The following is a 25,776-nucleotide window of genomic DNA, read 5'->3' on the forward strand; positions in this document are numbered from 1 at the left end:
GCGTTCGGCCCTCGCAGGCTCGGGTCCCTTCGCTCCGGGACTGATCCGGGCGCAGCGGCTACGGTTTGCTTCGCTGCACCTCCTTCCGCTGTGTACGACTTCGTCGTACGGTCGCTACGCTCCCACGCCCGGATCAATCCCTCCACTCAGCCTTCCGATGTCGCTGGTTAGGCAAGATCAAGATCACTCGAGCTAACGCTCATTGTTGAGTGGTTAGAAGCGGGGGGGTTGGCTTTAGGTTTGTGGTGGGGTTGCCCCTCACCCCAGCCCTCTCCCCAAGGAGAGGGAGCCGATCTGCTTTTGCTTTGAAAATTGCGTACGACTCTATATCCCAGGTCGGCGTATATCTTACATTCACCTCGGTCAGTTCCCTCTCCCTCCGGGAGAGGGCTAGGGTGAGGGGCTTTTGATTTTCACACTGAGTCAAACATTTGCCTGTACCACCGCCATCGCCAACAGGCGCCGCATCACTGTCCGACAAACCAGCGAAAATAAGGATTCCCACCATCCCCCTGCATCACCTCGCGAATGTCCCGCGCCCAGGCATCGCGATCACCGTCATAGGCATGCAGGCTCGCCCGATAAAACTGCATCAGGCGATGCCGGTGCGCTTGCAGTCGCTCATTGAATCCGGCGTCGGCATTCACCAGTGGTGGCGGCTGGTACAGATCAAGTAACGCCGGCAGCACCCGGGTAATTTCCTGACTGCGCACCCAGGGCGCGTATTCGATGCGTGGTTGATCGTCAGTCACGGCCGGGGCGTCGGCGGCGAAACGTTCCAGCCCGGCGCGATCGGTGACCCAGGTCGCGAGCAGCGCGGCGGCTGAGCCGATGCCGACATCCTGCAAGGTGCTGCGTACGCTGTCTTGCTGGAAACGTGCAGTGATTTTCGCTGCGTCCAGAGTCATCGGTTGCAGCGATCCGACCAGCAACATTTCATGGAATTCGCTGGTCCACAGCGACGCGTAGGGGAAGACGTCGAGGAAGCTGCGCACCAGCGAGCGCGAGTCGTCGATGTTCTGCGTGGGCAGGGGCAGCCATTGCGCGACGATGCCCTGGTTCTGTAGACGGCTGGCGGCCAGTTGGTAGAAATCGCGCGAATACAGGTTGACCACGCCGGCCGCTGACGGCGGTGGCGGTTCGAGGGTGATCAGGTCGTAGGGCTGCGCGCTGCGCAGCAGTTCCTGGCGGCCGTCGCGCAGGCGCACATCTACGCCCGGATCACTGGCGGCGTTGAAATTGCCTTTGAACAGTGGCGCGGCTTTGACCACTGACGGCAGTAGTTCGGCAACCACCCGTTGTTGCAGTCCCGGATAACGCAGCAGGGCGCCGGCGGTGATGCCCGTGCCGAAACCGATCACCAGGGTCGAGCGCGGCTCGCCGTTGTGAATCAGTAGCGGCAGCAACGCCTGAATGCGCATGTAGCGCAGCGACGGCATGGCGTCGCCGGTGTTGGATACGCCTTGAATGTACAAACGGTGAAAAGTGTTCGCGCCGCGCCCCTGAGCGACGACCGCGACGGTACCGCCGCGACCTTCTTCGTAGAACGCCAGGGTGCCGTTACGCGCCCCCGGCAACAGACTGGCGAATTTTTCGACCGGGGTCAGCAGCGCCACAGCCAGCGAAACCAATCCCAATGCCACCACGGCCTGACGCCGGCCCTTCTTGACGTGGTGACCTTTGCGCACGGCAACGTAACCGATGAGCGCGGCGATAATCGCCAGCAGTCCCAAGGTATGCACCAATCCCAGCAACGGAATCAGCAGAAAGCCACACAGCATCACCCCGACAATCCCGCCCAGCGTATTGAACGCCACCACCGCGCCAACATCCCGGCCGACGCGTTGCTGGCCCACGCTCAAACGCAGCGCCAATGGAAACGCCGCGCCCAGCAACAGGGTGGGCACAAACACGATGCTCAGCGCCGCCACGGCAAAGCGCGCACTCATACCGGCCAGTTCGCTGGCCCCCATGCTTAGCAGCCAGGTTTCTGCCTGACTCTGTGCCAGCACCAGCCAGCGCCCGAGCAGGGCGATTTCCAGCAACGCGACCAGCCCGGCGCCGGCAATCAACAGACCGAACACGCCCCACGGATCGCGAATGCGCTCGACGCGGCGGGCGAGCAGGGCGCTGCCGATGAACAAGCCGGCCAGATAGGTCGCCAGCACCACGGCGAAGGCATAGGTGCGGGTGCTCATGAACTGCACGATCGATTGCGACCACACCACTTCATAACCGAGCGCAACGCCACCGGCGATGGAATACAGCCACAGCGCGCTGCGATCCGGGGCTTTTTCCGGGTGATGGCTGACAGGCACTGCTACAGGCGCTGAATGCTGACGGGCGAACCACAACGCACCGACTGCAGCGAGCAGATTGAGCATCGCCGCAAACAGGGCGCTGCCGCGTACGCCAAGACTGGCGATCAGCACGAACCCTGCGAGCAAGGTACCGACAATCGCCCCCAGTGTATTGGCGGCATACAACTGCCCGCCAGCCTTGCCCGGATTGCTCGCCAGTGCGCGCACCAGCACTGGCAGAGTGCCGCCCATCAACACGGCCGGAATGCCGACCAGTGTGAACGGCAGCAGCCAGGCGAATAGCCCGACATGCGCTTGCAGCCAGGCAAACGCACTGGCTGCAACACTCATGGCGACAGTCGTGCCAACCGCCAATATCGCCACCAGCACTTCCAGGCCGGCGTACAGCAACAGCGGTTGCGCCAAACGGTCGGCCCAGCGTCCGAACAGCCAGCCGCCGATGGCCAGCCCGGCGAAAAAAGCGCTGATACCGGTGGTGATCGCATACACCTCGACCCCGACCACCAGCGACAACTGCTTGATCCAAAGCACCTGATAAACCAGCGCGGCGGCGCCGGAGATGCACAGCAAAAGGGCAGGGATGAGCAGGGTCACAGAGGTGCTGGGCGAGTCGGATATGGCCGAGGGCTTGCTGGCGATACGTGTGGACATTGCGAGGCCTTGGTTCGATTCGAAAATCATCATGACAGTGCCGGCCTCATCGCGGGCAAGCCCGCTCCCACAAGGAACTCCGGTGATTACCGGTTTTGTGAACCACAGAGATACCTGTGGGAGCGGGCTTGCCCGCGAAGGAGGCGACACGGTCTCAAGTCAATGAGGGCCGCCCACCGATACCGGCGGGCGGCGATGCAGCAGGTTTACTGGGCTTTCTTCATTTTCTCCTCGATACGCCGGTCTACGTCCGCACGGATCTGGTCGATGCTGAAACTCGCCGGGCGCTGGCTCGGCGGATAATCGACAAAGGTCTGGAGGAACTTCGCCGAACGCCGGGTACCGTCAAAGATCAGATAATCGTTTTTGGTGAGGAAGTCGTAGTACTGATCCGACACGACGTCGGCGCGCTCATACGGGTCCATGCGCAGGTTGAACATTTTCGGTACGCGCAGGCACACGAACGGTTCGCTCCAGACCTGCAAACCACCAGGGGCACGTTGCTCGCAGAACACGATCTTCCAGTCGTTGTAGCGCATGCCGACCAACTCGCCATCATCGTTGAAGTAGTAGAACTCGCTGCGTGCGCTCTTGTCGGTTTTGCCGGTCAGGTAATCCAGCTGATTGAAGCCGTCCAGATGCACCTTGTAGTTTTTCCCGCCCAGGTCCGTGCCCTTGAGCAAACGGTCCTTGATGTCGGTATCACCTACCGCCGCGAGCAAGGTCGGGAACCAGTCGAGGCCCGAGACCATCTGCGTCGACACTTCACCCGGTTTGACTTTGCCCGGCCAGCGAATCATCGCTGGAACCCGGTAGGCGCCTTCCCAGTTGGAGTTCTTCTCGTTGCGGAACGGCGTGGTGGCGGCATCCGGCCACGACCATTGGTTAGGGCCGTTGTCGGTGGTGTAGACCACGATCGTATTGTCGGTGATCTTCAGGTCATCAAGGGTCTTGAGCAGCTTGCCGACGTCGCCGTCATGCTCAAGCATGCCGTCAGCGTAATCGTTACCGATCATGCCGCTCTGGCCTCGCATTGACTCGCGTACGTGGGTGAACGCGTGCATCCGTGTGGTGTTCATCCAGACGAAGAACGGCTTGTCCGCCTTCGCCTGTTTCTCGATGAAGGCTTGCGCGGCCGCAGTGGTTTCGTCGTCGATGGTCTCCATGCGTTTTTTGTTCAGCGCGCCGGTGTCTTCGATCTTGCCATCGGCAAAGCTGTGGATCACACCGCGTGGCGAGGCTGCCTTGACGAACTCGGCGTCATCCTTGGGCCAGTACGGACGCTCCGGTTCTTCTTCGGCGTTGAGGTGATACAGGTTGCCGAAGAACTCGTCGAAGCCGTGATTGGTCGGCAAGTATTCGTCTTTATCACCCAAGTGGTTCTTGCCGAACTGGCCGGTGGCATAGCCTTGGGCTTTGAGCGCCTGGGCAATGGTCACATCGCGGGCCTGCAAACCGACCGGCACGCCGGGCATGCCGACTTTCGACAGGCCGGTGCGCAATGGCGTCTGCCCGGTAATGAACGAGGATCGTCCGGCCGTGCAGCTGTTTTCCGCATAGTAGTCAGTGAAGATCATGCCTTCTTTGGCGATACGGTCGATGTTGGGGGTCTTGTAGCCGACCACGCCCATCGAATAGGCGCTGATGTTGGTCTGGCCGATGTCATCGCCGAAGATCACCAGAATGTTGGGTTTTTCAGCCGCTGTGGCGGTTGCCGACAACGCCATCACCGAAGTCGCCACCAGGGCGAGCTTGGGTAGCCACTTGCGTATGCGAGTCATATGACTTGCTCCTTTCGCGGGGGTGGTTGTTTTTGCGACAAACGTTTATTGCAGTCCTGCAGCACGCTTTCTTTTATTGCACCTGCTCGGTGGCCAGCGGTTCGAAGGGGTAGATACGCCGCCATTCGGCGGCCATGTCGACCACGGTCCAGCCGCGGGATTTTGCTTCGTCGAGGGCCAGGTCGAGCCGGCCAATACTGGATTGGCGGTCATAGGCCCATTCGCGTTTGGCGTCGGTGTGATGCACCAGTCCCATGAAGCGTTTGCCCGGCCCGGCGGCCGTCCACTGCAACATCTGCAGGTCGCCGTCGGAATTGCCAAAAGCGAGGATCGGTCGCTTGCCGATCACCGCATCGATGCTTTCCGGTTTGCCCGGGCCGTCGTCGTTGTGCGCCAGTTTCGGCGTGCGCAGGATCGAGGCCTTGCCGTCCTTGTACTGGAAGGAAGTGATGAACGTGGTGCCGATCACTTGCTCGGGGGGAATGCCGTAGACCTTCTCGGCAAAGGCACGCATGAAGCCGGTATCGCCACCGGAAACGATGTAGGTCTTGAAATCCTGCTTGCGCAGGTAATCGAGCATCTCCAGCATCGGCTGAAAAATCATTTCGGTGTAAGGCTTGCCGGTCTTCGGGTGGCGCGCCTGGCTCAGCCAGGTTTTCGCATAGTCATCAAAGGCCTCGGTGGTCATGCCGGTGTGGGTGGCGCCGACGATTTTCAGCACGCCTTCCATGCCGGTCGCAGCCAGCGCTTTGTGATCGCTCTCGAGGACCGCTTTGAACGGTTGGGTGGTTTTCCATTCGGGATGCTGCGCCGCGGTGCGCTTGATTTCGTCAAAGGCGAAGAGCAGTTCGAAGTAGGCGGGTTGCTCACTCCACAAAGTGCCGTCGTTGTCGAACACGGCGATCCGGTCGGCCGGTTTGACGAAGTCCTTGCTGCTCTGGTCGGTCACGGCCTGGACAAATTCGATGATGCTCTTTTTTGCCGGCCCCTCGTGCCACGACGGCAGGGGCTCGCTGGCCTGGGCCAGCAATGGCAAGGCCAGCGTAAAGAGCAAGGCGAGTCCGAAACGTTGGCGGTACAGCATCGGGTTCGTCATGGGAAATCCTTCTCGTGAACGGGGTTGAGCGGACGCAGCGCCGAGGCCGTTTTTACCTGCTGCTGTTCGGCCTGACTTTGAAGCGTAGTCAAGGATTGGCGCAGTTGAACAAGTGTTTGCTCAGTGGTCGGTTGACGCCCGTAAAGCCCGCGTAACAGTCCTTGCAAGCGCGGCCCGGCCTCGACCAGTTTCAGCCCCTGTCGGCTGCGCCGCAGCCACAGATACAGCGCGCTCAATTGCGCCGGGCGGGCTTGCAACTGGCCATCAATTTGTTGCCAGGCGAATGCGGCAGATTGCAGGCGTGCCACCTGTCTGGCATGTCTGCGTGCCTGCCAGCGTTGCCAAGCGCGAGTGAACGCAGGGCGCAGCAGATAAACGGCGCTGATCACCGCGACAAACACGGCCAGCCAGAGCAACCAGCGCGTGGAAAAACGCAGTTGATCGCGACCCAGTTGCTTGAGGTCGTCGCTGATCGAAAACACCGGTTGATAAGCGTTGTTCGCCGCTGCCTCAAAAGTCACCGCCGGGACTTGTGCGCTGCGCAGCTGTTTCGCCGTAGCGTCCCACCATTTCATCTCGATCGCCGGCAGCGTGTACGAACCTGCCTGATCAACTCGATAGCTGACGCTGTCGATGCGTTGACCACCGAGGATATTGCCGCGACCGTCGTCCATGGCGTTGACTTGCGGGGTCTGCACATAGCGACTCAGGCCACCGACATCGCCAAGTGGCGGTATTGGCAGGGTCATCGCCAGCGCGCCGTTCGCTTGCAGGATCAACCGCCGGCTGATGCTGTCGCCGACTTTCAGCGGCGTGGCCGAATGGACGACTTCTTGCGTAAAGCGCAGCGCCGATGCTACCAGCGGCGTTTCACCCTCGGCGAAACCGGGCGGTCGCGCCGCATCGAACTGCAACGGTTGGCTCTGCGCGCTGAGCTCCGCGCTGGCCTGGCCGGGTGTGGCGCGCACGGTCAGCGCCGGAATATCGAAGGTTTGCGCGACGTTGGGGGTGATCAGGTAGCGGTAGCGCAAGCCACTAAAGGCCACGCCGTCGAAGCTTTGATTGAGGTGCTGCGCCTGACCGTCCGGCGGCGTGACCAAGGCACCGTCGAGCTTGAGATCGGGGAGGGTGGCGGCACTGGTGAACCAGGTATCGGTGAGAACGTCGAGTTGCAGCTCGACCAGACCGCCGACCATCGCGCCTTCGGCCGGCTGCAGATGGGCCTGGACTTTGAGTTGGGGGTCGGCGGCGAAGGCCTGAAGTGTGAACAGGCAGCTCATTAGCAAGCTGATTTTTGTGATGAATGATCGGGCCCCATCGCTGGCAAGCCAGCTCCCACAGGGGCTCACTGTGTCAAGGCGAGATTTGACTACTCTGCAATACCCTGTGAGAGCTGGCTTGCCAGCGATGGCGGCAGCAGGTCTGAAAAAAATCATCGACTGGCTGCCTCCTGTTGATCCTGCAACCTGAACTTCTGCCGCAAGAACTTCGCCGGCGAGGTGGTCAGGTTCTGCAGCCACAGCGCGTCGGACGCCGCTTGCTCAGTCTTGATCGCTTTGCTCTGGCCCTTGCCCGGTGCCTTGTCGAATTTCACCTCGTCGGGTTTGGTTTCAGGGGCGTTCTGCTCGGCGCTTTCGGTGTCTTTCAGCAGCGCCTGCGCGAGGGCCAGATTGGCCGTGGCTTCGGGAAACTGCGGTTGCAGTTTCAAGGCTTGGGTATACGCAGCGATGGCCTGATCGAACTTGAAGCGGCGCACGTAAATATTGCCCAGATAGAAATAAGCCTGCGGTGTGTCCAGCCGTGCGAAGGTCGCCAATGCAAGGTCATAATCGGCGGCGTGGTAGGCCGCAACACCTTTCCAGTACGGGTCGACGAACAGCGCCGCCGCCTGCGGCAAATGATCGTGTTCGAAGGCCCAGCGGCCCTGCTGGTCGCGGGTGAAAAAGGCGTCGGTCAGTGCGTTGGCCTGTGCTGGCGACGCTGGCCAGCCCAGGCCCACGGCTAGCACAAACGCGGGCAACCAGTTGACGCTCCAGCCCTTGCGCACGTTGAACAGCGCCAGCAACAACAGCGGCCAGCACAGCCAGTAGCCAGCGTCCTTCCAGTGCAATTCGCGCTGTTCGGCGCTGCTGGTCTGAAAGTGCCGTTGCGCGTGCAATTCGATCCAGTCCAGATCGTCGCCATTGAGCGTCAGGCTGCCCAGCGGTGCGTCAACCGCAGACGCCAGTTGCTTGAGCGCGGCCTGATCGAAGCTGCCCAGCACCGGGCGCCCGTTGCCATCGCTGCGCGGCTGGCCATTGGCGTCCCGAATGACACTGCCGTCGACGCTGCCCACCGCCAGCACCAGCACTTGCAATGAACTACCGTGCAAACGCTGATTCAGTCCGTCGAGTGGCGCGGTGTCGGCGCCATCGGTGAGCAGCAGCAGGGTGCCGGGTGTTTTTTCCGCGTCGAGCAAGCGTTTCGCCTGATCGATCACGGCGCCAACGTCTTTGCCCGGTTTTTCGATCAATCCCGTGCTCAGAGCCTGGATGAAAGTATCGAGCAGCGCAGGATCATCGGTCGCCGGCAACACCAGATGCGCACTGCCGGCGTAGGCAATCAGTGCGGTGCGCGCGCCGGCGCGGCGCTGGATCAGATCGTGCAGCTTGTGCTTTACCGCTTGAAGCCGGGTTGGCTGCACATCGTTGGCATCCATCGACAGTGACAGATCCACCGCGAGGATCAGTGGTGCGCGGTTTTCCAGAAAATCCGGACGGTCCTGTTCCCAGGTCGGGCCGGCGGCGGCGACCGCCCCAAGGATCAATAACGCGCAGAGCCCATGCACTGGGCGCAGGCGCTGGTGATCTTCAGGCGTGACCAACAAATGCGCCAGCAAGTGTTCGGCGATCTGCCCGCGCAGACGCCTTTGCAGATCACGGCCGCGACGCCAGAGCAGCGGCAAAAAAACCGCGAACAGCGCGAGCAGCAACCATGCCGGGCGCAGAAAGTGCAGATTGCTGAGGTTGATCTCCATCTCAGGCCTCCTCGCGCTGACGAGCGAAGGCCAGCCGAACCCGCAGCATCGCGCCGAGGTGATACAGCGCCAGCATCAGCAGTGCCGCGGCCAATGGCCAATAAAACAGCTCGCGCTGCGGCTGATGGCTGAGGGTTTTCACCTGATGCGGCGTGAGGCGATCGAGCGTGTCGTAGACCTGATTCAGCGCGTTACGGTCTTCAGCGCGGAAGAACTGACCGCCGGTGCTCTGGGCGATCTGCTCCAGCGCCGGCAGATTGACCTTGGCTTCGCCGGACGCGCCAGGGTCGCCGATGCCGATGGTGTGGATGATCACGCCTTTGCTGGCGGCCATTTGCGCCGCGTGATCCGGGGTAATTGCGCTGCTGGTGTCATTGCCGTCGGTGAGCAGGATCAACACTTTTTCCTGCTCGTGGGCCTGATCCAGCAACTTGAGACTCAGGCCGATGGCATCGCCGATCGCCGTGTTGGGCCCGGCCATGCCGATGCCGGTGTCGGCGAGCAGCAGTGACAGGCTGGCATGGTCGAGGGTCAGCGGCGCCTGCGGATAGGCGCCGCTGCCGAACACGATCAGGCCGAGGCGATCATCCTTGCGCTTGTCGATGAAGCCTTGCACGACGTCTTTGACCGCTGCGAGGCGATTGATTTTCTCGCCGTTGGCATTGGTGAAATCTTCGGTTTCCATCGACTGCGAGAGGTCGATCGCGAGCATCAGGTCGCGCACCGGTTGTTGCCGCTCCAGAGGTTTTTCGACAAAAACCGGGCGCGCGGCGGCGAGCAGGATCAGCGCCCAGACCAGCAGGTTGAGCAGCAGTTGCCAGTGATTGCGGCGGCTACCGACAACCCCCGGCGCTTCGCCGACCGCGCGGCTCATCGCCGCAAAAAACGGCACGCGCACGGCACTGCGCGCTTCGTTGTAGGCGGGCAGATAGCGGTAAGCCAGCCAGGGCAGCGGCATCAGCAGCAACAGCCAGGGGTAATCAAGCTGCCACATGGTGATGTTCCACCCAGTATTGGCAGGTGTCGAACAGCGCCTGACGTTGCGGCGCGGGCAGGGCGCGCAGGGTGTCGTCAGGGGCGTAGGCGAGTTGCGCGAGTTGAGTGCTGAGGTCGGCGGGGAGCGGTTTTTTGCTGTGGCGTTGCAGGAAGGCTTGCCAATCGTCCCTCCCAAGCACCGCTATACCCTGTGGGAGCGAGCCTGATCGCGAAAGCGTTGTGTCAGTCACCACAGTTCTGGAATGTGCCGGCCTCTTCGCGAGCAGGCTCGCTCCCACAGGGATCGGTGTGGGCATCGACAGCGCCACGCGTTTGAGCAGTTCCGGCAGTTCGCGCAAGGCATTCAAATCATCACTGCGCTCACGCAGTTGCGCCAGTCGCGCCAGGCCTTCGCGTCGATATGCGTCTCTGCGCCATTGCCAATAACGCCGCAAACCGACAAGCAACGCGGCGAGCAGCAAAATCCCGAGCAGTACCCACCAGCCCCACGTCTGCGGCGCGTAACTGACCGGCGCAGGCAAGCCCAGCTCCTTGAGCTGGTCGATACTGGGGATGTTCGGGTTCACCGACGCGCTCCGGCGCTTTTGCCCAGTTCGGCGCGCAATTGTTCGTGCGCGGTTTCGGCGCTGCTGAACATCATCAGCGGCACCTGGCTGCGGCGCAGCAAGCTGGCGACGTCTTGCAGGCGACCGCTGAGGAAATCGCCCAACGGCTGGCGAACGTTGCGCCTGTCGACCGCCAGCTCGACCTGCAGCTCACCCTGAGTCACCAGCAATCGGCCATTGCTCGGCAGTTTCAGGGCCAGCGGATCGTAGACCTGCAAGGCGATCACGTCGTTGTGCGTCGCCAGTTGCCGTAGCAGCTGCAAAGTGCGCGCGCCGGCCCCGGCGAAATCGCTGACGATGCAGATCAGATGATCATGCCCGGCCAGTGCGAGGCAGCGTTGCAGGGCGGTGTCCAGTTGCGCTTCATCTTCGGCGTCGGGGTTGCTCGCATTCAGCGCCTGATTATGTTCGGCGACGCGGCTAAGCAACGCCTCCACGCGTTTGCGGCTGCGCAACGGCGCGATGCTGTCGATGCGCTGGTCGTTGAATACCAGCCCGCCAACCCGATCGCCGGCATTGAACACCATCCACGCTGCCAGTGCCGCCAGTTCGGCGGCGAGGGCGGATTTGAAGCTGCGCTGCGAGCCGAAGAACATCGACATGCGCTGATCGACCACGATCAGCGCTGGGCGGTCGCGCTCCTCGGTGAAGGTGCGCACCACCGGTTTGCCGGTGCGCAAGGACGCGCGCCAGTCGAGGTGGCGCAAGTCATCGCCAGGCTGATAGCGGCGCAGCTCATCGAAGTTCAAACCGCGCCCGCGCAGCCGCGAGGCATGGTTGCCGGCAAGAATGCTGCCGCGTGGCTGGCGGGCAAGAAAACTCAGGTCACGGGCTTTGAACTCCAGCGCCATCAATTGCGCCAGCGACACGTAGACCAGCCCGTCGGTGTTCATGCCGGAATCGCAACTTTATCGAGGATGCGATCCAGCACCTGATCGGCACTGACGCCATCGGCGACTGCGTCGTAACTCAGTTGCAGACGATGGCGCAGCACCGGATGCACCACCGCGCGGACGTTGTCCGGGGAAACGAAATCCTGCCCCTGCAACCATGCATCGGCGCGCGCGCAACGGTCCAGACCGATACCGCCGCGCGGGCTGGCGCCGATGGCGATCCAGCGTGCCAGGTCTTCGTCGTAATCGGCGGGATAGCGGGTAGCGTTGATCAGGTCGATCAGGTAGCTGTCGATGGCCGGCGAAACGTGCACGGCGCTGACTTCCTTGCGCGCCGCGAAAATCACTTCCTGGGCGAGGTTGAACCCCTTGGCTGGCGCAGTACTCGCGCCATGGGCGAACTCTTCGTTACGCAGCAATCGCAGCACCTGACTTTCGTTTTCGGCGCTCGGATAATCGAGCAGCACCTTCATCAGGAAACGGTCCATCTGCGCTTCCGGCAGCGGGTAGGTGCCTTCCTGCTCAATCGGGTTTTGCGTCGCCACGACGATGAACAGTTCCGGCAGCGCATGGCTGTTGCCGGCCACGGTGATCTGCCGTTCCTCCATGGCTTCGAGCAACGCTGCCTGGACCTTGGCCGGGGCGCGGTTGATTTCGTCGGCGAGAATCAGGTTGCCGAACAGCGGGCCGGGCTGAAAACGGATTTCATTCTTGCCCTCGACCTGATGCAGCACCTCGGCACCGGTGATGTCTGAGGGCAACAAATCCGGGGTGAACTGGATGCGGCTCATTTTCGCATCAAGGTGTTTGGCCAGCGCTTTGACGGTGCGGGTCTTGGCCAGCCCCGGCAGGCTTTCCAGCAATAAATGGCCGTTGGCCAGGAGGCCGAGCAGGATCTGCCGGATGACTTGATCCTGACCGAGCACCGCTTCGGCGATGCTGGCTTGCAGGGCGTTGAGGTCGCTGAGCGCGGTCATGAGGACAGTCCTTTGTGGCCGGGTCTAGAAAAATGCCAGGGTCAGGTTGACGCTGAAGCCATTGCCTTCGGGGCGGTTTTTGGTGTCGAACTCAGGCACCCAGCGCGCACTGACGGTGGCCTGGGCATCGGAGAACTTGCCGGCCCAGCCGAGCACCGGCCCGGCGCCGACTGCGCGCCCGCGGTAGCCGTTAAAGGCATCGGCGGTCTGGCCCTTGTCGTCGGTCAATTGCTGGATGTAGCCGGCGGCGATACCGGCGTTCCAGCCGTTGCCAAAACCGTGGGTCCAGAGGGCATCGAGGCGAAAGATATTGCCGTTGCGATAGTCGGTGGCGTCGTTTTCGCTATAGCGCTCGAAGGCGCTCATCAGACTGAACTCGCCACCCTTGCCATCCAGGTGGGTAAACGCGATGGTTGGCATGAACGTGTAATTGTTCTGTCCGGCGTTAGCCAGGCGGTCCTTGTTGTAGGCGCCGGTGGGCACGTAGATCGGCAAGGAGAAGGACAGGTGATTGCGCTCATCAAAGTGGTAACCGGCGGCAATCGGGGTAATCAGCGCGTCAGCAAATTGCGTCGCCGAATCACTGTTGCCGAGGGTTCGCCCGCGCGGACCGGTGACGCTGGCCTTGATGTCGGTGTATTGCACCGGCACGCCGATCGCCGAGGCGTAATTCCAGCGACCCGGGCCGGTGTCCCAGACATGGGTGAAATTGCCCATGGTGTAAGAGACTTTCATGTCGAGCCCGCCGCTGACCGCACCGGAAATCGGCGCGCCTTTGCTGCCCTTGAGCGAGCCGTCGTACCAGATGCTGGTCAGCGACATGATCCAGCCCGGTTCGGGCGGGACGGCCCCGGCGTTGGCAAACACCTGCTGACCGGTGATCGGTCGGCCGACGCCGCCCTCTGCGGCAAAAAGCAGAGGGCTGCCGATCATGCACAGCGCCAACAGCGGGCGCACGACAATTGGCTTGATCATGATGACTCCGCTTACTGTTTCGAGTTGACCGGGTTGAGCATTGGCATTTTCCATTCACCGCTGGCCACCTCGGGCCTGGGCAGATACAAGCGCAGAATCCCGTAGAACGGCCCGTTCGGTGCCGGCAACCAGTTGGCCTGTTTGTCCTTGCCAGGGTTGCTGTGTTGTACATAAAGGGTGAGGCCGCCATCGGCATCAAGCTTGAGGTCGGGCAGCATCCGCGAGTTGATCAGGTAGCGATCGAGCGGATTGGCCACCAGTAACTTGCTCTTGCCGTCATACATGGTCAGCGACCAGAACGCGTCCGCCGGGGGCAGGGCGCCTTTGGCGAAATGCAAGGTGTAATCGTGTTTCGAGGCATCGGCGGGTTGGCCGTCCTTGTCGACGAAATAGCCGATGTAATTCGCTTCCTCGGCGGAGTTGCCGAAGATGCCCATGTTGGCCCCGGCATAGCGATACAGATAGTTGCCCTTGAGGTGATCACGGGTGCCGAAGAAGTCACCGCTGGTGACCTGATGGGTATCGACCTTGCTTTTCTTGAACTCGGCAAACTCGGCTTTCGCGTCGCTGATGCCGTCTTCCAGTGCCTTGCGCTGCTCGGCGCTGAGTTTTTTCAGTTCGAAAGGCTGGCCGGCGCTGATGCCGATTTTGGCGAAGCGCGCGAGCAGATCTTTTTCGACGTCCTGTGGTGTGGTGAAAGCGAGCATGAAGTTCAGGTAACCGAACAGTTCCGGTGTTTCACTCATGGTCGGCGTCGGTTTCGGCCAGCTGACCTTCGGCGCTGGCGCCGGGGCTTTCTGTTTGACGTACTGGCTAAGGGGTTCGACCTTGTAGCCTTGCTGGATCTGCTTGACCTTGGCCAAGTCCTTGTCATCAAACAATTGTGTGCGATACAGGGCGTAGGCGATGTTGCTTTCGCTGCGCACCATGCGGTCGACATTGACCGGTTGCTGACCTTGCCAGTCGGGTCCGGCGATCATGAAATGGCCACCCTTGTTGCCGGTGCTGCGGGTGCCCAGATAGGCGAAGTTCTGTGTGTAGGCGTCGATCAGTTGTACCGAGTAATAGCGGTGTTCCTCGATCGGTGGCAGCGTCAGGACCAGCGGCTCGGCGCGCAGATCCATCCAGACGAACGAATAAGGTGTGTCGGCATTTGGCGTGACAAACGCTGTGTCCTTGGCGGTAAAGGCTTTGGCCGTGTTACCGATGCGGTTGAGCGGCGCCTTGTAGTTCGGGCTTTTGCTGTCGATCGCCTGGGTGTAGAGCGTCTTGTACATTTCCACCACGGGGAAACCGTACAGGTACGCTTCCCTGGCAATGGCCCGCGCCTCCTGCGGGTCGGCAGTGAAACCCTGCGCACCGACGCCGCAACTGGCAGTCAGGGCCATAACGCCGTAAACGATGGTTTTGAGCGTGGTTGCTGCACGCCGATGAGCGCACTCGACAATGCCGCAAGCTGCCGCCCGCTGTGTTCGATTCCACATATCCCGATTCCCTGTTGGCTACGGATAACTCGGCCATTGTTGGCCGTTACGGCGTAATCCCTTGTTTAATCAAGCCTGTAGGACACGTCTGTCTGACGCTAGCAGCTAATCGGGGGTTAGCCAGTCGAACGGATTAATTCTTTGGTTTCATCATTTGTTCACGAATTCGTTCTTCCTGCGCTCGCGCTTCGGGCGTGAACTCGGCACCGAAGTCTTCCATGGTAAATACCTGGCGGATCTCGATTTCCGCATCGGTGCCGGGCATCGGATGGGGGCAGCGCTTGACCCATTCGATGGCTTCTTCCTTCGATTTGACTTCCCAGACCCAGTAGCCGGCGATCAGCTCTTTGGTTTCGATGAACGGTCCGTCGATCACGCTGCGCTGGTCGCCGGAGAATCGGACCCGTGCGCCCTTGCTGCTCGGATGCAGGCCATCGGCGCTGACCAGAACGCCGGCCTGGGCCAGTGCTTCGTTGAAATTGCCCATGGCGGTGAGCAGTTCTTCGCTGGGCATGACACCGGCTTCCGAATCGGCGCTGGCTTTGACAAGAATCATGAAACGCATGGCGGGTGCTCCTGAAAAAAAGGGAGGTTTCGCTAGCTGGTCGAATGGCGCAGCGCTGAATCGACACCATTCCACGCAATACCGCAAAAAATGTAGGAGTGAGCCTGCTCGCGAAAGCGGGGGGTGAGCCCCCGGGTGATTGTGGGTCACACCCGGATAGGGCGGAGGCGCACTCCTACAAGGGGATTGGCGCTGGGTTGTATACAATTTGCCGCGGCGCACCCCAACAATTCACCGAAGGGTTTAGCTCGCCAGGCCATTTCATGGTTAACTTCCGCCTCTTGCATGCTTTCCAATCAAAAACATCAGAAGGACTCAAGTCATGGCTCAAGTCACCCTCAAAGGCAATCCGGTTCAAGTCAACGGCCAGTTGCCACAAGCCGGTTCCAAGGCGCCAGCCTTTTCTCTGGTTGCCGGCGATCTGTCTGACGTCACCCTGAAAGACTTTGCCGGCAAGCGCAAAATCCTTAACATCTTCCCAAGCGTCGACACCCCGACCTGCGCCACCTCCGTGCGCAAGTTCAACGCGCAGGGCAACGACATCGCAAACACCGTGGTGCTGTGCATTTCCGCTGACCTGCCGTTTGCCCAGGCGCGTTTCTGCGGTGCCGAAGGTCTGGAAAACGTCAAGAACCTCTCGACCCTGCGCGGTGCCGAGTTCATCGAAAACTACGGCGTAGCCATCGCTGACGGCCCGCTGAAAGGCCTGACCGCCCGCGCAGTAGTGGTGCTGGACGAAAACGACAACGTCCTGCACAGCGAACTGGTCAAGGAAATCGCTGAAGAGCCAAACTACGAAGCGGCACTGTCCGTTCTCAAGTAAGGCTTTTACAATTGTTGACGGCCTGGCCCTGTCCAGGCCGTTTTCATTTGTGTATCAGGGTTTTGCCTCACACCTTGAAACGTAAGTGCAAGGTAAATTGCCGGTAAAGCTGCTTTGCTTAAATCCAGTCAGTGCTTATCGTTCAGCCTCCCGTAATAGAAGCCCACGCGCCCAATGGTCAATAACTCCATGCAATCGTCCTCCCGCAAATCCCGTCGCTGGCTGATCAGCCTGCTTGTCCTGTTGGTGATCGCCGTCCTGTGCTGGAAATTCTGGCCCGCCGGTTCCGCCCACAAGGAGGGCGGTGACAAGGCTGCGGCCGGGCACACCGGGCGTTCGGGGATGATGCGGCCGGGCTTCGGTGGCGGCACCGGGCCGATTCCGGTGCGCGTGGCGCCAGCCGTAACGGGGGATTTCCCGCTGTATTACAAGGCGCTGGGCACCGTGACGGCGCTCAATACCATCAACGTGCGCAGCCGGGTTGGCGGCGAGCTGATGAAGATCAATTTCGAAGAAGGGCAAATGGTCAAGGCCGGCGATGTCCTGGCCGAGATCGATCCGCGTCCGTACCAGAACGCCTTGCTGCAGGCCGAAGGCACTTTGCTGCAGAATCAGGCGCAGCTGAAAAACGCTCAGGTCGACGTCGAGCGTTATCGCGGCCTGTATAAAGAAGACAGCATTGCCAAGCAGACCCTGGACACCGCTGAAGCGCTGGTCGGCCAGTATCTGGGCACGGTCAAGACCAATCAGGCCGCGGTCAACGACGCCAAGCTCAACCTCGAATTTACCAAGATCCGCGCACCGATTGCCGGGCGTGTCGGCTTGCGTCAGGTCGACGTCGGTAACCTCGTTACCGCCAACGACACTACCGCGCTGGCAGTGATCACCCAGACGCAGCCGATCAGCGTGGCTTTCACCTTGCCGGAAAACAGCCTCGACACCGTACTCGCACGCTATCGCAGCGGCGCCAAACTGTCGGCTGAAGCGTGGGATCGCGGCGACAGCAAACTACAGGCCACTGGCGTACTGCAAAGCCTCGACAACCAGATCGACGTCGCCACCGGCACCCTGAAATTCAAGGCCCGTTACGATAACCGCGATCAGGCGCTGTTCCCCAATCAGTTCGTCAACGTTCACTTGCTCGCCGACACGCTGAAAAGCGTGGTGCTGGCACCGTCGGCAGCGATTCAGTTCGGCACCAACGGCACCTTCGTCTATGCGCTGGACGGCGACAAAAAGGTCACGATTCGCCAGTTGAAAATCGGCGCCAGTGATGGCGAGAACACCGTCGTCACCGAAGGGTTGGCGGCAGGCGACCGCGTGGTGCTGGAAGGCACCGACCGCCTGAAAGAGGGCAGTGAAGTGGAAGTGGTCAACGACAGCAATCAGGTGCCGACCACGCCGACCGAACACCTGCAAGGCAAATCCGCCGCCAACGCGCCGGACGCCGCCGTGACGGACAAGGCCAAGAAGGGCGCATGAACATTTCGCGGCTGTTCATCCTCCGACCGGTAGCCACCACCCTGAGCATGCTGGCCATTGTCCTGGCCGGTCTGATCGCTTATCGCCTGTTGCCGGTGTCGGCGCTGCCCCAGGTCGATTACCCGACCATCCGCGTCATGACCCTGTATCCCGGCGCCAGCCCGGATGTGATGACCAGCGCAGTGACGGCGCCGCTCGAGCGCCAGTTCGGGCAGATGCCCGGCCTGACGCAAATGGCTTCGACCAGTTCCGGCGGCGCTTCGGTGCTGACCTTGCGCTTCAGCCTCGACATCAATATGGATGTCGCCGAGCAGCAGGTGCAGGCGGCGATCAATGCCGCGACCAATCTGCTGCCGACCGACTTGCCGGCACCGCCGGTGTACAACAAGGTCAACCCGGCGGACACGCCCGTACTGACGCTGGCGATCACCTCGAAAACCATGCTGCTGCCCAAGCTCAACGATCTGGTCGATACGCGCATGGCGCAGAAGATCGCCCAGATCAGCGGGGTCGGCATGGTCAGCATTGCCGGCGGTCAGCGTCAGGCGGTGCGGATCAAGGTCAACCCGGAGGCCCTGGCGGCGAACAGCCTGAACCTGTCGGACGTGCGCACCTTGATCAGCGCCTCCAACGTCAACCAGCCGAAGGGTAACTTCGACGGCCCGACGCGGGTGTCGATGCTCGATGCCAACGACCAGCTGACCTCGCCCGAGGACTACGCCAACCTGATCCTCGCCTACAAGAATGGCGCGCCGCTGCGGCTCAAGGACGTCGCCGAGATCGTCGATGGTGCCGAGAACGAGCGTCTGGCGGCGTGGGCCAACCAGAATCAGGCGGTGCTGCTGAACATTCAGCGCCAGCCCGGTGCCAACGTGATCGAGGTGGTGGACCGCATCAAGGCGTTGCTGCCGAGCATTACCGACAACCTGCCGGCCGGCCTCGACGTGACGGTGCTCACCGACCGCACCCAGACCATCCGCGCTTCGGTCACCGACGTGCAGCATGAATTGCTGATCGCCATCGCTTTGGTGGTGATGGTGACGTTCCTGTTCCTGCGTCGTTTCAGCGCGACGATCATCCCGTCGGTGGCCGTGCCACTGTCGCTGATCGGCACGTTCGGCGTGATGTACCTGGCCGGGTTCTCGGTCAACAACCTGACCCTGATGGCGCTGACCATTGCCACCGGTTTCGTGGTCGACGACGCGATCGTCATGCTCGAAAACATTTCGCGCTTCATCGAGGAGGGCGACAGCCCGATGCAGGCCGCGCTCAAGGGCGCCAGACAGATCGGCTTCACGCTGATTTCCCTGACCCTGTCGCTGATCGCCGTATTGATACCGCTGCTGTTCATGGCCGACGTGGTCGGGCGGCTGTTCCGCGAGTTCGCCATTACCCTGGCGGTGGCGATTCTGATTTCGCTGGTGGTGTCGCTGACCCTGACGCCAATGATGTGCGCACGCCTGCTCAAACGTGAACCGCAAGAGCACGAACAAGGCCGTTTTTATCGGGCCAGTGGCGCCTTCATCGACTGGATGATCGCCGGCTACGGGCGCATGTTGCAGTGGGTGCTCAAGCATCAGCCGCTGACTTTGCTGGTAGCCATCGGCACGCTGGCGTTGACGGTGTTCCTCTACATGGTGGTGCCGAAGGGCTTTTTCCCGGTGCAGGACACCGGCGTGATCCAGGGGATTTCCGAAGCGCCGCAGTCGATTTCCTTTGCTGCCATGGGCGAGCGTCAGCAGGAACTGGCCCGGGTCATCCTCGAAGATCCGGCGGTGCAAAGCTTGTCGTCGTATATCGGTGTCGATGGCGATAACGCCACCCTCAACAGTGGCCGCTTGCTGATCAATCTCAAGCCGCACAGCGAGCGTGATCTGAGCGCCAGTGAAGTGATTGCGCGTTTGCAACCCAAGCTGGACAAGCTCGTCGGTATCCGCCTGTTCATGCAGCCGGTGCAGGACCTGACGATCGAAGACCGCGTCAGCCGCACCCAATACCAGTTCAGCATGTCCTCGCCGGACGCCGAACTGCTGAGCCAATGGAGCGGGCGCCTGGTCGAAGCACTGGCCCAGCGTCCCGAACTGACTGACGTCGCCAGTGACTTGCAGGATAAGGGCTTGCAGGTCTATCTGGTGATCGACCGCGATGCTGCTTCACGCCTGGGCGTTTCGGTGTCGAACATCACCGATGCGCTGTACGACGCCTTTGGCCAGCGGCAGATCTCGACCATCTACACCCAGGCCAGCCAGTACCGCGTGGTATTGCAAGCTCAGGCCGGTGAACGCATCGGCCCGCAGGCGCTGGATCAGATCCACGTCAAGACCACCGACGATGCGCAGGTGCGCCTGTCGAGCCTGGCCCATGTCGAGGAGCGGCAGGCGCAACTGGCAATCACCCATATCGGCCAGTTCCCGGCAGTGATGATGTCCTTCAACCTGGCCCCCGGTGTGGCGCTGGGGCATGCGGTCGACGTGATCGAACAGGTGCAGCAGGACATCGGCATGCCAGTCGGCGTGCAGACCCAGTTCCAGGGCGCGGCCGAAGCGTTCCAGGCGTCGCTGTCGAGCACCTTGCTGCTGATTCTGGCGGCGGTGGTGACCATGTACATCGTGCTCGGCGTGCTGTACGAAAGCTATATCCACCCGATCACGATCCTTTCGACCCTGCCTTCGGCTGCGGTCGGCGCGTTGCTCGCGCTGCTGCTCAGCGGCAACGATCTGGGGATGATCGCGATCATCGGCATCATCTTGCTCATCGGCATCGTGAAAAAGAACGCGATCATGATGATCGACTTCGCCCTCGATGCCGAACGCACCCAGGGCATGGCTCCGGAACAGGCGATCTATCAGGCGGCGCTGCTGCGCTTCCGGCCGATTCTGATGACGACGCTGGCGGCATTGTTTGGTGCGGTGCCGCTGATGCTCGCGACCGGTTCCGGCGCTGAACTGCGCCAGCCGCTGGGTCTGGTCATGGTCGGCGGCTTGCTGGTGAGCCAGGTGCTGACGCTGTTCACCACACCGGTGATCTACCTGTACTTCGACCGCCTCGGCCGACGCTTTGGCAAGCGCAAGGCTGACGCTGAAGAGGTCTCGGTATGATAGGCGCAGCACATAACCCCTGTGGGAGCGAGCCTGCTCGCGAAAGCGCTGGGTCAGTCACCATCAATATGCAATTTGAAAGCGCCTTCGCGAGCAGGCTCGCTCCCACAGGGTTCGGTGGCGGGAGCCGGAACCCATGAATCTCTCCGGTCCGTTCATCAAACGCCCCGTGGCAACCATGCTGCTTTCATTGGCCATCATGCTGCTCGGTGGCGTCAGTTTCGGTCTGCTGCCGGTGTCGCCGCTGCCGCAGATGGATTTCCCGGTGATCGTCGTGCAGGCAAGCCTGCCCGGCGCCAGCCCGGAGGTAATGGCCTCGACCGTGGCGACGCCGCTGGAGCGCTCATTCGGTGCGATCGCCGGCGTCAACACCATGAGCAGTCGCTCCAGTCAGGGCTCGACTCGAGTCATTCTGCAGTTCGACCTTGATCGCGATATCAACGGCGCGGCGCGGGAGGTGCAGGCGGCGATCAACGCTTCGCGCAATCTGCTGCCCAGCGGAATGCGCAGCATGCCGACCTATAAAAAGGTCAACCCGTCGCAGGCGCCGATCATGGTCCTGTCGCTGACCTCGGACGTGCTGGAGAAAGGCCAGCTCTACGACCTCGCATCGACCATCCTCTCGCAAAGTCTGTCGCAGGTGCAGGGCGTCGGCGAAGTGCAGATCGGCGGCAGTTCGCTGCCGGCGGTGCGCATCGAGCTGGAGCCGCAGGCGCTGAACCAGTACGGCGTGGCGCTCGACGATGTGCGCAAGACCATCGCCGAAGCCAACGTGCGCCGGCCCAAAGGTTCGGTCGAGGACGGACAGCGCCTGTGGCAGATCCAGGCCAATGACCAGTTGGAGAAGGCCAAGGACTACGAGTCGCTGATCATCCACTACGCCGACGGCGCGGCGCTGCGTCTCAAGGACGTGGCCAAGGTCAGCGATGGCGTCGAAGACCGTTACAACAGCGGTTTCTTCAACGATGACGCGGCGGTGCTGCTGGTGATCAACCGCCAGGCCGGTGCCAACATCATCGAGACGGTCAACGAGATCAAGGCGCAACTGCCGGCCTTGCAAGCGGTGCTGCCGGCCAGCGTCAAGCTGAACCTGGCGATGGACCGCTCGCCGGTGATCAAGGCCACCCTGCACGAAGCGGAAATGACCCTGTTGATCGCCGTCGCCCTGGTGATTCTGGTGGTGTTCCTGTTTCTCGGGAATTTCCGCGCTTCACTGATCCCGACCCTGGCGGTGCCGGTGTCGTTGGTCGGCACCTTTGCGGTGATGTACCTGTACGGTTTCTCACTGAACAATCTGTCGCTGATGGCGCTGATTCTTGCCACCGGCCTGGTGGTGGACGATGCGATCGTGGTGCTGGAGAACATTTCCCGGCACATCGACGAAGGCGTCAAACCGATGCAGGCCGCTTATCTCGGCGCCAAGGAAGTCGGCTTCACCTTGCTGTCGATGAACGTCTCGCTGGTCGCGGTGTTCCTGTCGATTCTGTTCATGGGCGGAATTGTTGAAAGTCTGTTCCGCGAGTTTTCCATTACCCTCGCGGCCGCGATTATCGTCTCGCTGGTGGTGTCTCTGACTCTGACGCCGATGCTCTGCGCGCGCTGGCTCAAGCCGCACACGCCGGGTCAGGAAAATCGCCTGCAACGCTGGAGCCAGCGGACCAACGACTGGATGGTCGACAAGTACGCCAGCAGTCTCGACTGGGTGCTGCGCCACCGCCGTCTGACGCTGCTCAGCCTGTTGATTACCGTGGCGGTCAACGTCGCCCTGTACGTGGTGGTGCCGAAAACCTTCATGCCCCAGCAGGACACCGGCCAGTTGATCGGTTTTGTGCGCGGCGACGACGGCCTGTCGTTCAGCGTGATGCAGCCGAAAATGGAGATCTTCCGCCGTGCCGTGCTCAAGGACGCAGCGGTGGAGAGCGTTGCCGGCTTCATCGGTGGCACCAACGGCACCAACAACGCCTTCATGCTGGTGCGCCTGAAGCCGATCAAGGACCGCCAGCTCAACGCACAGAAAGTCATCGAACGCCTGCGCAAGGAAATGCCCAAGGTGCCCGGTGCGCAACTGATGCTGATGGCCGACCAGGACCTGCAATTTGGCGGCGGCCGCGAGCAGACCACCTCGCAGTACAGTTACATCCTGCAAAGCGGTGATCTGGGCGAGCTGCGCAAGTGGTACCCGAAAGTGGTCACCGCGCTGCGCGCCTTGCCTGAATTGACCGCGATCGATGCCCGAGAAGGCGCGGGGGCGCAGCAAGTCACCCTGATCGTGGATCGCGATCAGGCCAAGCGCCTGGGTATCGACATGGACATGGTCACCGCCGTGCTCAACAACGCCTACAGCCAGCGGCAGATCTCAACCATTTACGACAGCCTCAACCAGTATCAGGTGGTGATGGAGGTCAATCAGAAATATGCCCAGGACCCGGTGACCCTCAAGCAAGTGCAGGTGATCACCGCCGATGGCGCGCGCGTGCCACTGTCGACTTTCGCTCATTACGAAAACAGCCTGGAGGACGACCGTGTCAGCCATGAAGGCCAGTTCGCCTCCGAGAGCATCGCGTTCGACATGGCTGAAGGCGTGACAGTGGAGCAGGGCAGCGTCGCCATCGAGCGGGCGATCGCCAAGGTCGGTTTGCCGGAAGACGTGATCGCGAAAATGGCCGGCACCGCCGACGCCTTTGCCGCGACGCAGAAGAGCCAGCCGTTCATGATTCTCGGCGCACTGCTGGCGGTGTATCTGGTCCTCGGCGTGTTGTACGAAAGCTATATTCATCCGCTGACCATTCTTTCCACACTGCCGTCGGCGGGTGTCGGCGCGTTGCTGTCGATCTATGTGCTGGGTAGCGAGTTCAGCCTGATCTCGTTGCTTGGCCTGTTCCTGCTGATCGGCGTGGTGAAGAAAAACGCCATCCTGATGATCGACCTGGCGTTGCAACTGGAGCGCAATCAGGGCCTGTCGCCGCTGGAGTCGATCCGCAGCGCCTGCCTGCAACGGCTGCGCCCGATTCTGATGACCACGCTGGCGGCGATTCTCGGCGCGTTGCCGCTGCTGCTCGGCCGTGCCGAGGGTGCGGAAATGCGCCAGCCGCTGGGTCTGACCATCATTGGCGGGCTGGTCTTCAGCCAGATTCTCACGCTCTACACCACCCCGGTGGTTTACCTCTATCTCGACAAGCTGCGCCATCGTTTCAACAAATGGCGTGGCGTGCGCACTGACGCCGCTCTGGAAACTCCGCTATGACTGACCGTTCGCTTTTCAATCTGGCCACTGCACGGGGCTCGCGTTTGCTGAGCCTGGCGCTGTGCGTGACGCTGCTCAGTGCCTGCGCTGTCGGCCCGGACTATCAACGCCCGCAGACGGCTGAAATCGCGCAGTACAAGGAAGCCGCAGGCTGGACCCAGGCCAACCCGAGCGATGCGCTGGCTCGCGGTGCCTGGTGGGAGTTGTATGGCGATCAGCAGCTCAACGGGTTGATCGAGAAACTCAACAGCTCCAACCAGACCGTCGCCCAATCGGAAGCCCAGTACCGGCAGGCCCAGGCCCTGGTGCGCAGCGCGCGCGGGGCGTTTTACCCGAGCGTCGACCTGAGCCTGGGCAAGACTCGCTCCAGCCAGGGCACCGGCAGCAGCAGTTCGAGCCTGAGCAGTTCTTCCAGTGGTATCCGCGATACCTATAACGCCGAGCTGGGGGTCAGTTGGGAGGCCGACATCTGGGGCAAACTGCGCCGTGGCCTCGAAGCCGACGAGGCCAGCGCCCAGGCCAGTTTTGCCGATCTCGCGGCGATGCGCCTGAGCCAGCAGTCGGAACTGGTGCAAAACTACCTGCAGTTACGCGTGATCGATCAGCAGAAACGCCTTCTCGAAGCGACGGTCGCGGCTTATCAGCGATCGTTGCAGATGACCCAGAACCAGTACCGTGCCGGAGTTTCCGGGCGTGACGCGGTAGCGCAGGCGCAGACCCAGCTGAAAAGCACCCAGGCCGATCTGGTCGACCTGATCTGGCAGCGCGCGCAATTCGAAAACGCCATTGCCGTGCTCACCGGGCAAGCGCCGGCCGATTTCAGCATTGCCGAAGTGCAGACCATCCCGAAACTGCCGCAGGTGCCGGTGAGTCTGCCGTCGCAATTGCTGGAACGCCGTCCGGATATTGCTTCGGCCGAGCGCTCGGTCATTGCTGCCAACGCCAATATCGGCGTGGCGAAAGCCGCGTACTACCCGGATCTGACCCTGAGCTTGAGTGGCGGCTACAGCAGCAGCACGTCGCAGAACCTGGTCAGCCTGCCGAACCGTTTCTGGTCGGTGGGGCCGAAGCTGGCGTTGCCGTTGTTCGACGGCGGCCAGCGTTCGGCGGAGGTTGATCGCACCGAAGCAGTGTATGACCAGACCGTGGCCCAGTACCGGCAGACCGTGCTCGACGGTTTCCGCGAAGTGGAAAACTATCTGGTGCAGCTCAAGGTGTATGAAGAAGAAGCCGCGGTGCGTCAGGAAGCGCTCGACGCGGCGCGCGATTCCTTGCGCCTGACCGAAAACCAGTACAAGGCCGGGTTGATTGCCTATATCGACGTGGTCGTGGTGCAAGCCACGGCGCTGAGCAACGAGCGCAGTGTGTTGAATATTCTGCAAAGCCGCCTGATCGCCAGCGTGCAGTTGATTGCCGCACTGGGCGGTGGCTGGGATGGCCAGCTGGAAGTCAGCGACACGCAATAACTGGCCGAACACTTGTGGGAGCGAGCCTGCTCGCGAAAGCGTCCACGCGGTCACTGCCCGCATGGATCGTTCCCACGCTCCTGCGTGGGAATGCCTCTACGGACGCTCTGCGTTCGGCTTTATATCGGACGCGGAGCGTCCCGTGCTGCATTCCCACGCAGAGCGTGGGAACGATCAGCGCTTCAGAAATCTGCGAACCGGCCGATTGTAAGACGATCTGACACCGCTTCATCGGCTTGATGGCCATTTGATAACTTTGTCAGTGCGTTCTTCCGCGCAATCAGTACAATCGCCGCATTTACC

The 25,776-nt window shown here is 61.5% G+C and carries 17 protein-coding genes; 5 read left to right on the forward strand and 12 right to left on the reverse strand.

Features of this window, described 5'->3' with window-relative positions:
* Positions 1-467 precede the first annotated feature (467 nt).
* From ACGSLL_RS00270 to ACGSLL_RS00325, 12 genes are all read right to left on the reverse strand, one after another.
* Complete coding sequence (locus ACGSLL_RS00270) at positions 468-2,972, reverse strand: fused MFS/spermidine synthase (RefSeq protein ID WP_394501994.1); 2,505 nt, start codon at positions 2,970-2,972, stop codon at positions 468-470.
* Positions 2,973-3,178: 206 nt separating this feature from the next.
* Positions 3,179-4,753 carry an arylsulfatase gene (locus tag ACGSLL_RS00275; RefSeq protein ID WP_394501996.1) on the reverse strand — a complete coding sequence of 525 codons (1,575 nt, stop codon included), beginning with the start codon at positions 4,751-4,753 and terminating at the stop codon, positions 3,179-3,181.
* A 73-nt stretch (positions 4,754-4,826) separates the two neighbouring features.
* The gene (locus tag ACGSLL_RS00280) at positions 4,827-5,849 is read right to left on the reverse strand and encodes an HAD family hydrolase (RefSeq protein WP_394501998.1); all 1,023 of its coding nucleotides are present in this window, start codon (positions 5,847-5,849) and stop codon (positions 4,827-4,829) included.
* Complete coding sequence (locus ACGSLL_RS00285; protein WP_394502000.1) at positions 5,846-7,285, reverse strand: hypothetical protein; 1,440 nt, start codon at positions 7,283-7,285, stop codon at positions 5,846-5,848. Before ACGSLL_RS00285 ends, ACGSLL_RS00280 begins: the two co-directional genes overlap by 4 nt.
* The gene (locus ACGSLL_RS00290; protein ID WP_394502002.1) at positions 7,282-8,865 is read right to left on the reverse strand and encodes a VWA domain-containing protein; all 1,584 of its coding nucleotides are present in this window, start codon (positions 8,863-8,865) and stop codon (positions 7,282-7,284) included. Before ACGSLL_RS00290 ends, ACGSLL_RS00285 begins: the two co-directional genes overlap by 4 nt.
* Position 8,866: 1 nt before the next feature.
* On the reverse strand, positions 8,867-9,859 hold the full coding sequence (locus ACGSLL_RS00295; protein WP_394502005.1) for a vWA domain-containing protein: 993 nt from the start codon (positions 9,857-9,859) through the stop codon (positions 8,867-8,869).
* Positions 9,846-10,427, reverse strand: coding sequence for a DUF4381 domain-containing protein (locus ACGSLL_RS00300; protein WP_394502007.1), 582 nt, complete (start codon positions 10,425-10,427; stop codon positions 9,846-9,848). Before ACGSLL_RS00300 ends, ACGSLL_RS00295 begins: the two co-directional genes overlap by 14 nt.
* Positions 10,424-11,359 carry a DUF58 domain-containing protein gene (locus ACGSLL_RS00305; RefSeq protein WP_394502009.1) on the reverse strand — a complete coding sequence of 312 codons (936 nt, stop codon included), beginning with the start codon at positions 11,357-11,359 and terminating at the stop codon, positions 10,424-10,426. Before ACGSLL_RS00305 ends, ACGSLL_RS00300 begins: the two co-directional genes overlap by 4 nt.
* Positions 11,356-12,336: an AAA family ATPase gene (locus ACGSLL_RS00310; RefSeq protein ID WP_394502011.1), complete on the reverse strand. Its 981-nt coding sequence runs from the start codon at positions 12,334-12,336 to the stop codon at positions 11,356-11,358. The genes ACGSLL_RS00305 and ACGSLL_RS00310 overlap by 4 nt, the downstream gene beginning before the upstream one ends.
* A 24-nt stretch (positions 12,337-12,360) precedes the next feature.
* Entirely contained in the window at positions 12,361-13,311 is a 951-nt protein-coding gene (locus tag ACGSLL_RS00315; RefSeq protein ID WP_394502013.1) for a SphA family protein, read from the reverse strand.
* A gap of 11 nt (positions 13,312-13,322) precedes the next feature.
* A complete protein-coding gene (locus tag ACGSLL_RS00320) occupies positions 13,323-14,699 on the reverse strand; it encodes a DUF1254 domain-containing protein (RefSeq protein ID WP_394503055.1) in 1,377 nt (458 codons plus the stop codon).
* A 229-nt stretch (positions 14,700-14,928) separates the two neighbouring features.
* Positions 14,929-15,360, reverse strand: coding sequence for a YciI family protein (locus ACGSLL_RS00325; protein WP_394502015.1), 432 nt, complete (start codon positions 15,358-15,360; stop codon positions 14,929-14,931).
* 322 nt (positions 15,361-15,682) lie between these two features.
* On the opposite strand from ACGSLL_RS00325, the gene tpx reads away from it, so the two are divergent.
* The 5 genes from tpx (at position 15,683) to ACGSLL_RS00350 (ending at position 25,473) form a co-directional block, all read left to right on the forward strand.
* A complete protein-coding gene (tpx, locus tag ACGSLL_RS00330; protein WP_203418250.1) occupies positions 15,683-16,183 on the forward strand; it encodes a thiol peroxidase in 501 nt (166 codons plus the stop codon).
* Between the two features lie 174 nt (positions 16,184-16,357).
* Positions 16,358-17,665: an MdtA/MuxA family multidrug efflux RND transporter periplasmic adaptor subunit gene (locus ACGSLL_RS00335; RefSeq protein WP_394502018.1), complete on the forward strand. Its 1,308-nt coding sequence runs from the start codon at positions 16,358-16,360 to the stop codon at positions 17,663-17,665.
* Positions 17,662-20,763, forward strand: coding sequence for an MdtB/MuxB family multidrug efflux RND transporter permease subunit (locus tag ACGSLL_RS00340; RefSeq protein WP_258449183.1), 3,102 nt, complete (start codon positions 17,662-17,664; stop codon positions 20,761-20,763). The genes ACGSLL_RS00335 and ACGSLL_RS00340 overlap by 4 nt, the downstream gene beginning before the upstream one ends.
* A 136-nt stretch (positions 20,764-20,899) precedes the next feature.
* Positions 20,900-24,007, forward strand: coding sequence for an efflux RND transporter permease subunit (locus ACGSLL_RS00345; RefSeq protein ID WP_394502020.1), 3,108 nt, complete (start codon positions 20,900-20,902; stop codon positions 24,005-24,007).
* Positions 24,004-25,473, forward strand: coding sequence for an efflux transporter outer membrane subunit (locus ACGSLL_RS00350; RefSeq protein ID WP_394502023.1), 1,470 nt, complete (start codon positions 24,004-24,006; stop codon positions 25,471-25,473). The genes ACGSLL_RS00345 and ACGSLL_RS00350 overlap by 4 nt, the downstream gene beginning before the upstream one ends.
* The last annotated feature ends 303 nt before the right edge of the window (positions 25,474-25,776 follow it).

Source organism: Pseudomonas retamae, from assembly GCF_043496865.1.
GTDB lineage: Bacteria > Pseudomonadota > Gammaproteobacteria > Pseudomonadales > Pseudomonadaceae > Aquipseudomonas > Aquipseudomonas retamae.

What these genes read in the sequence shown, in the direction of transcription:
- ACGSLL_RS00275 (WP_394501996.1), bottom strand. Translation starts at nt 4,753, where the DNA reads ATGACTCGCATACGCAAGTGGCTACCCAAGCTCGCCCTGGTGGCGACT.
- ACGSLL_RS00285 (WP_394502000.1), bottom strand. Translation starts at nt 7,285, where the DNA reads ATGATTTTTTTCAGACCTGCTGCCGCCATCGCTGGCAAGCCAGCTCTC.
- ACGSLL_RS00295 (WP_394502005.1), bottom strand. Translation starts at nt 9,859, where the DNA reads ATGTGGCAGCTTGATTACCCCTGGCTGTTGCTGCTGATGCCGCTGCCC.
- ACGSLL_RS00270 (WP_394501994.1), bottom strand. Translation starts at nt 2,972, where the DNA reads ATGTCCACACGTATCGCCAGCAAGCCCTCGGCCATATCCGACTCGCCC.
- ACGSLL_RS00340 (WP_258449183.1), top strand. Translation starts at nt 17,662, where the DNA reads ATGAACATTTCGCGGCTGTTCATCCTCCGACCGGTAGCCACCACCCTG.
- ACGSLL_RS00305 (WP_394502009.1), bottom strand. Translation starts at nt 11,359, where the DNA reads ATGAACACCGACGGGCTGGTCTACGTGTCGCTGGCGCAATTGATGGCG.
- ACGSLL_RS00280 (WP_394501998.1), bottom strand. Translation starts at nt 5,849, where the DNA reads ATGACGAACCCGATGCTGTACCGCCAACGTTTCGGACTCGCCTTGCTC.
- ACGSLL_RS00315 (WP_394502013.1), bottom strand. Translation starts at nt 13,311, where the DNA reads ATGATCAAGCCAATTGTCGTGCGCCCGCTGTTGGCGCTGTGCATGATC.
- tpx (WP_203418250.1), top strand. Translation starts at nt 15,683, where the DNA reads ATGGCTCAAGTCACCCTCAAAGGCAATCCGGTTCAAGTCAACGGCCAG.
- ACGSLL_RS00320 (WP_394503055.1), bottom strand. Translation starts at nt 14,699, where the DNA reads ATGGCCCTGACTGCCAGTTGCGGCGTCGGTGCGCAGGGTTTCACTGCC.
- ACGSLL_RS00335 (WP_394502018.1), top strand. Translation starts at nt 16,358, where the DNA reads ATGGTCAATAACTCCATGCAATCGTCCTCCCGCAAATCCCGTCGCTGG.
- ACGSLL_RS00345 (WP_394502020.1), top strand. Translation starts at nt 20,900, where the DNA reads ATGAATCTCTCCGGTCCGTTCATCAAACGCCCCGTGGCAACCATGCTG.
- ACGSLL_RS00350 (WP_394502023.1), top strand. Translation starts at nt 24,004, where the DNA reads ATGACTGACCGTTCGCTTTTCAATCTGGCCACTGCACGGGGCTCGCGT.
- ACGSLL_RS00290 (WP_394502002.1), bottom strand. Translation starts at nt 8,865, where the DNA reads ATGGAGATCAACCTCAGCAATCTGCACTTTCTGCGCCCGGCATGGTTG.
- ACGSLL_RS00325 (WP_394502015.1), bottom strand. Translation starts at nt 15,360, where the DNA reads ATGCGTTTCATGATTCTTGTCAAAGCCAGCGCCGATTCGGAAGCCGGT.
- ACGSLL_RS00310 (WP_394502011.1), bottom strand. Translation starts at nt 12,336, where the DNA reads ATGACCGCGCTCAGCGACCTCAACGCCCTGCAAGCCAGCATCGCCGAA.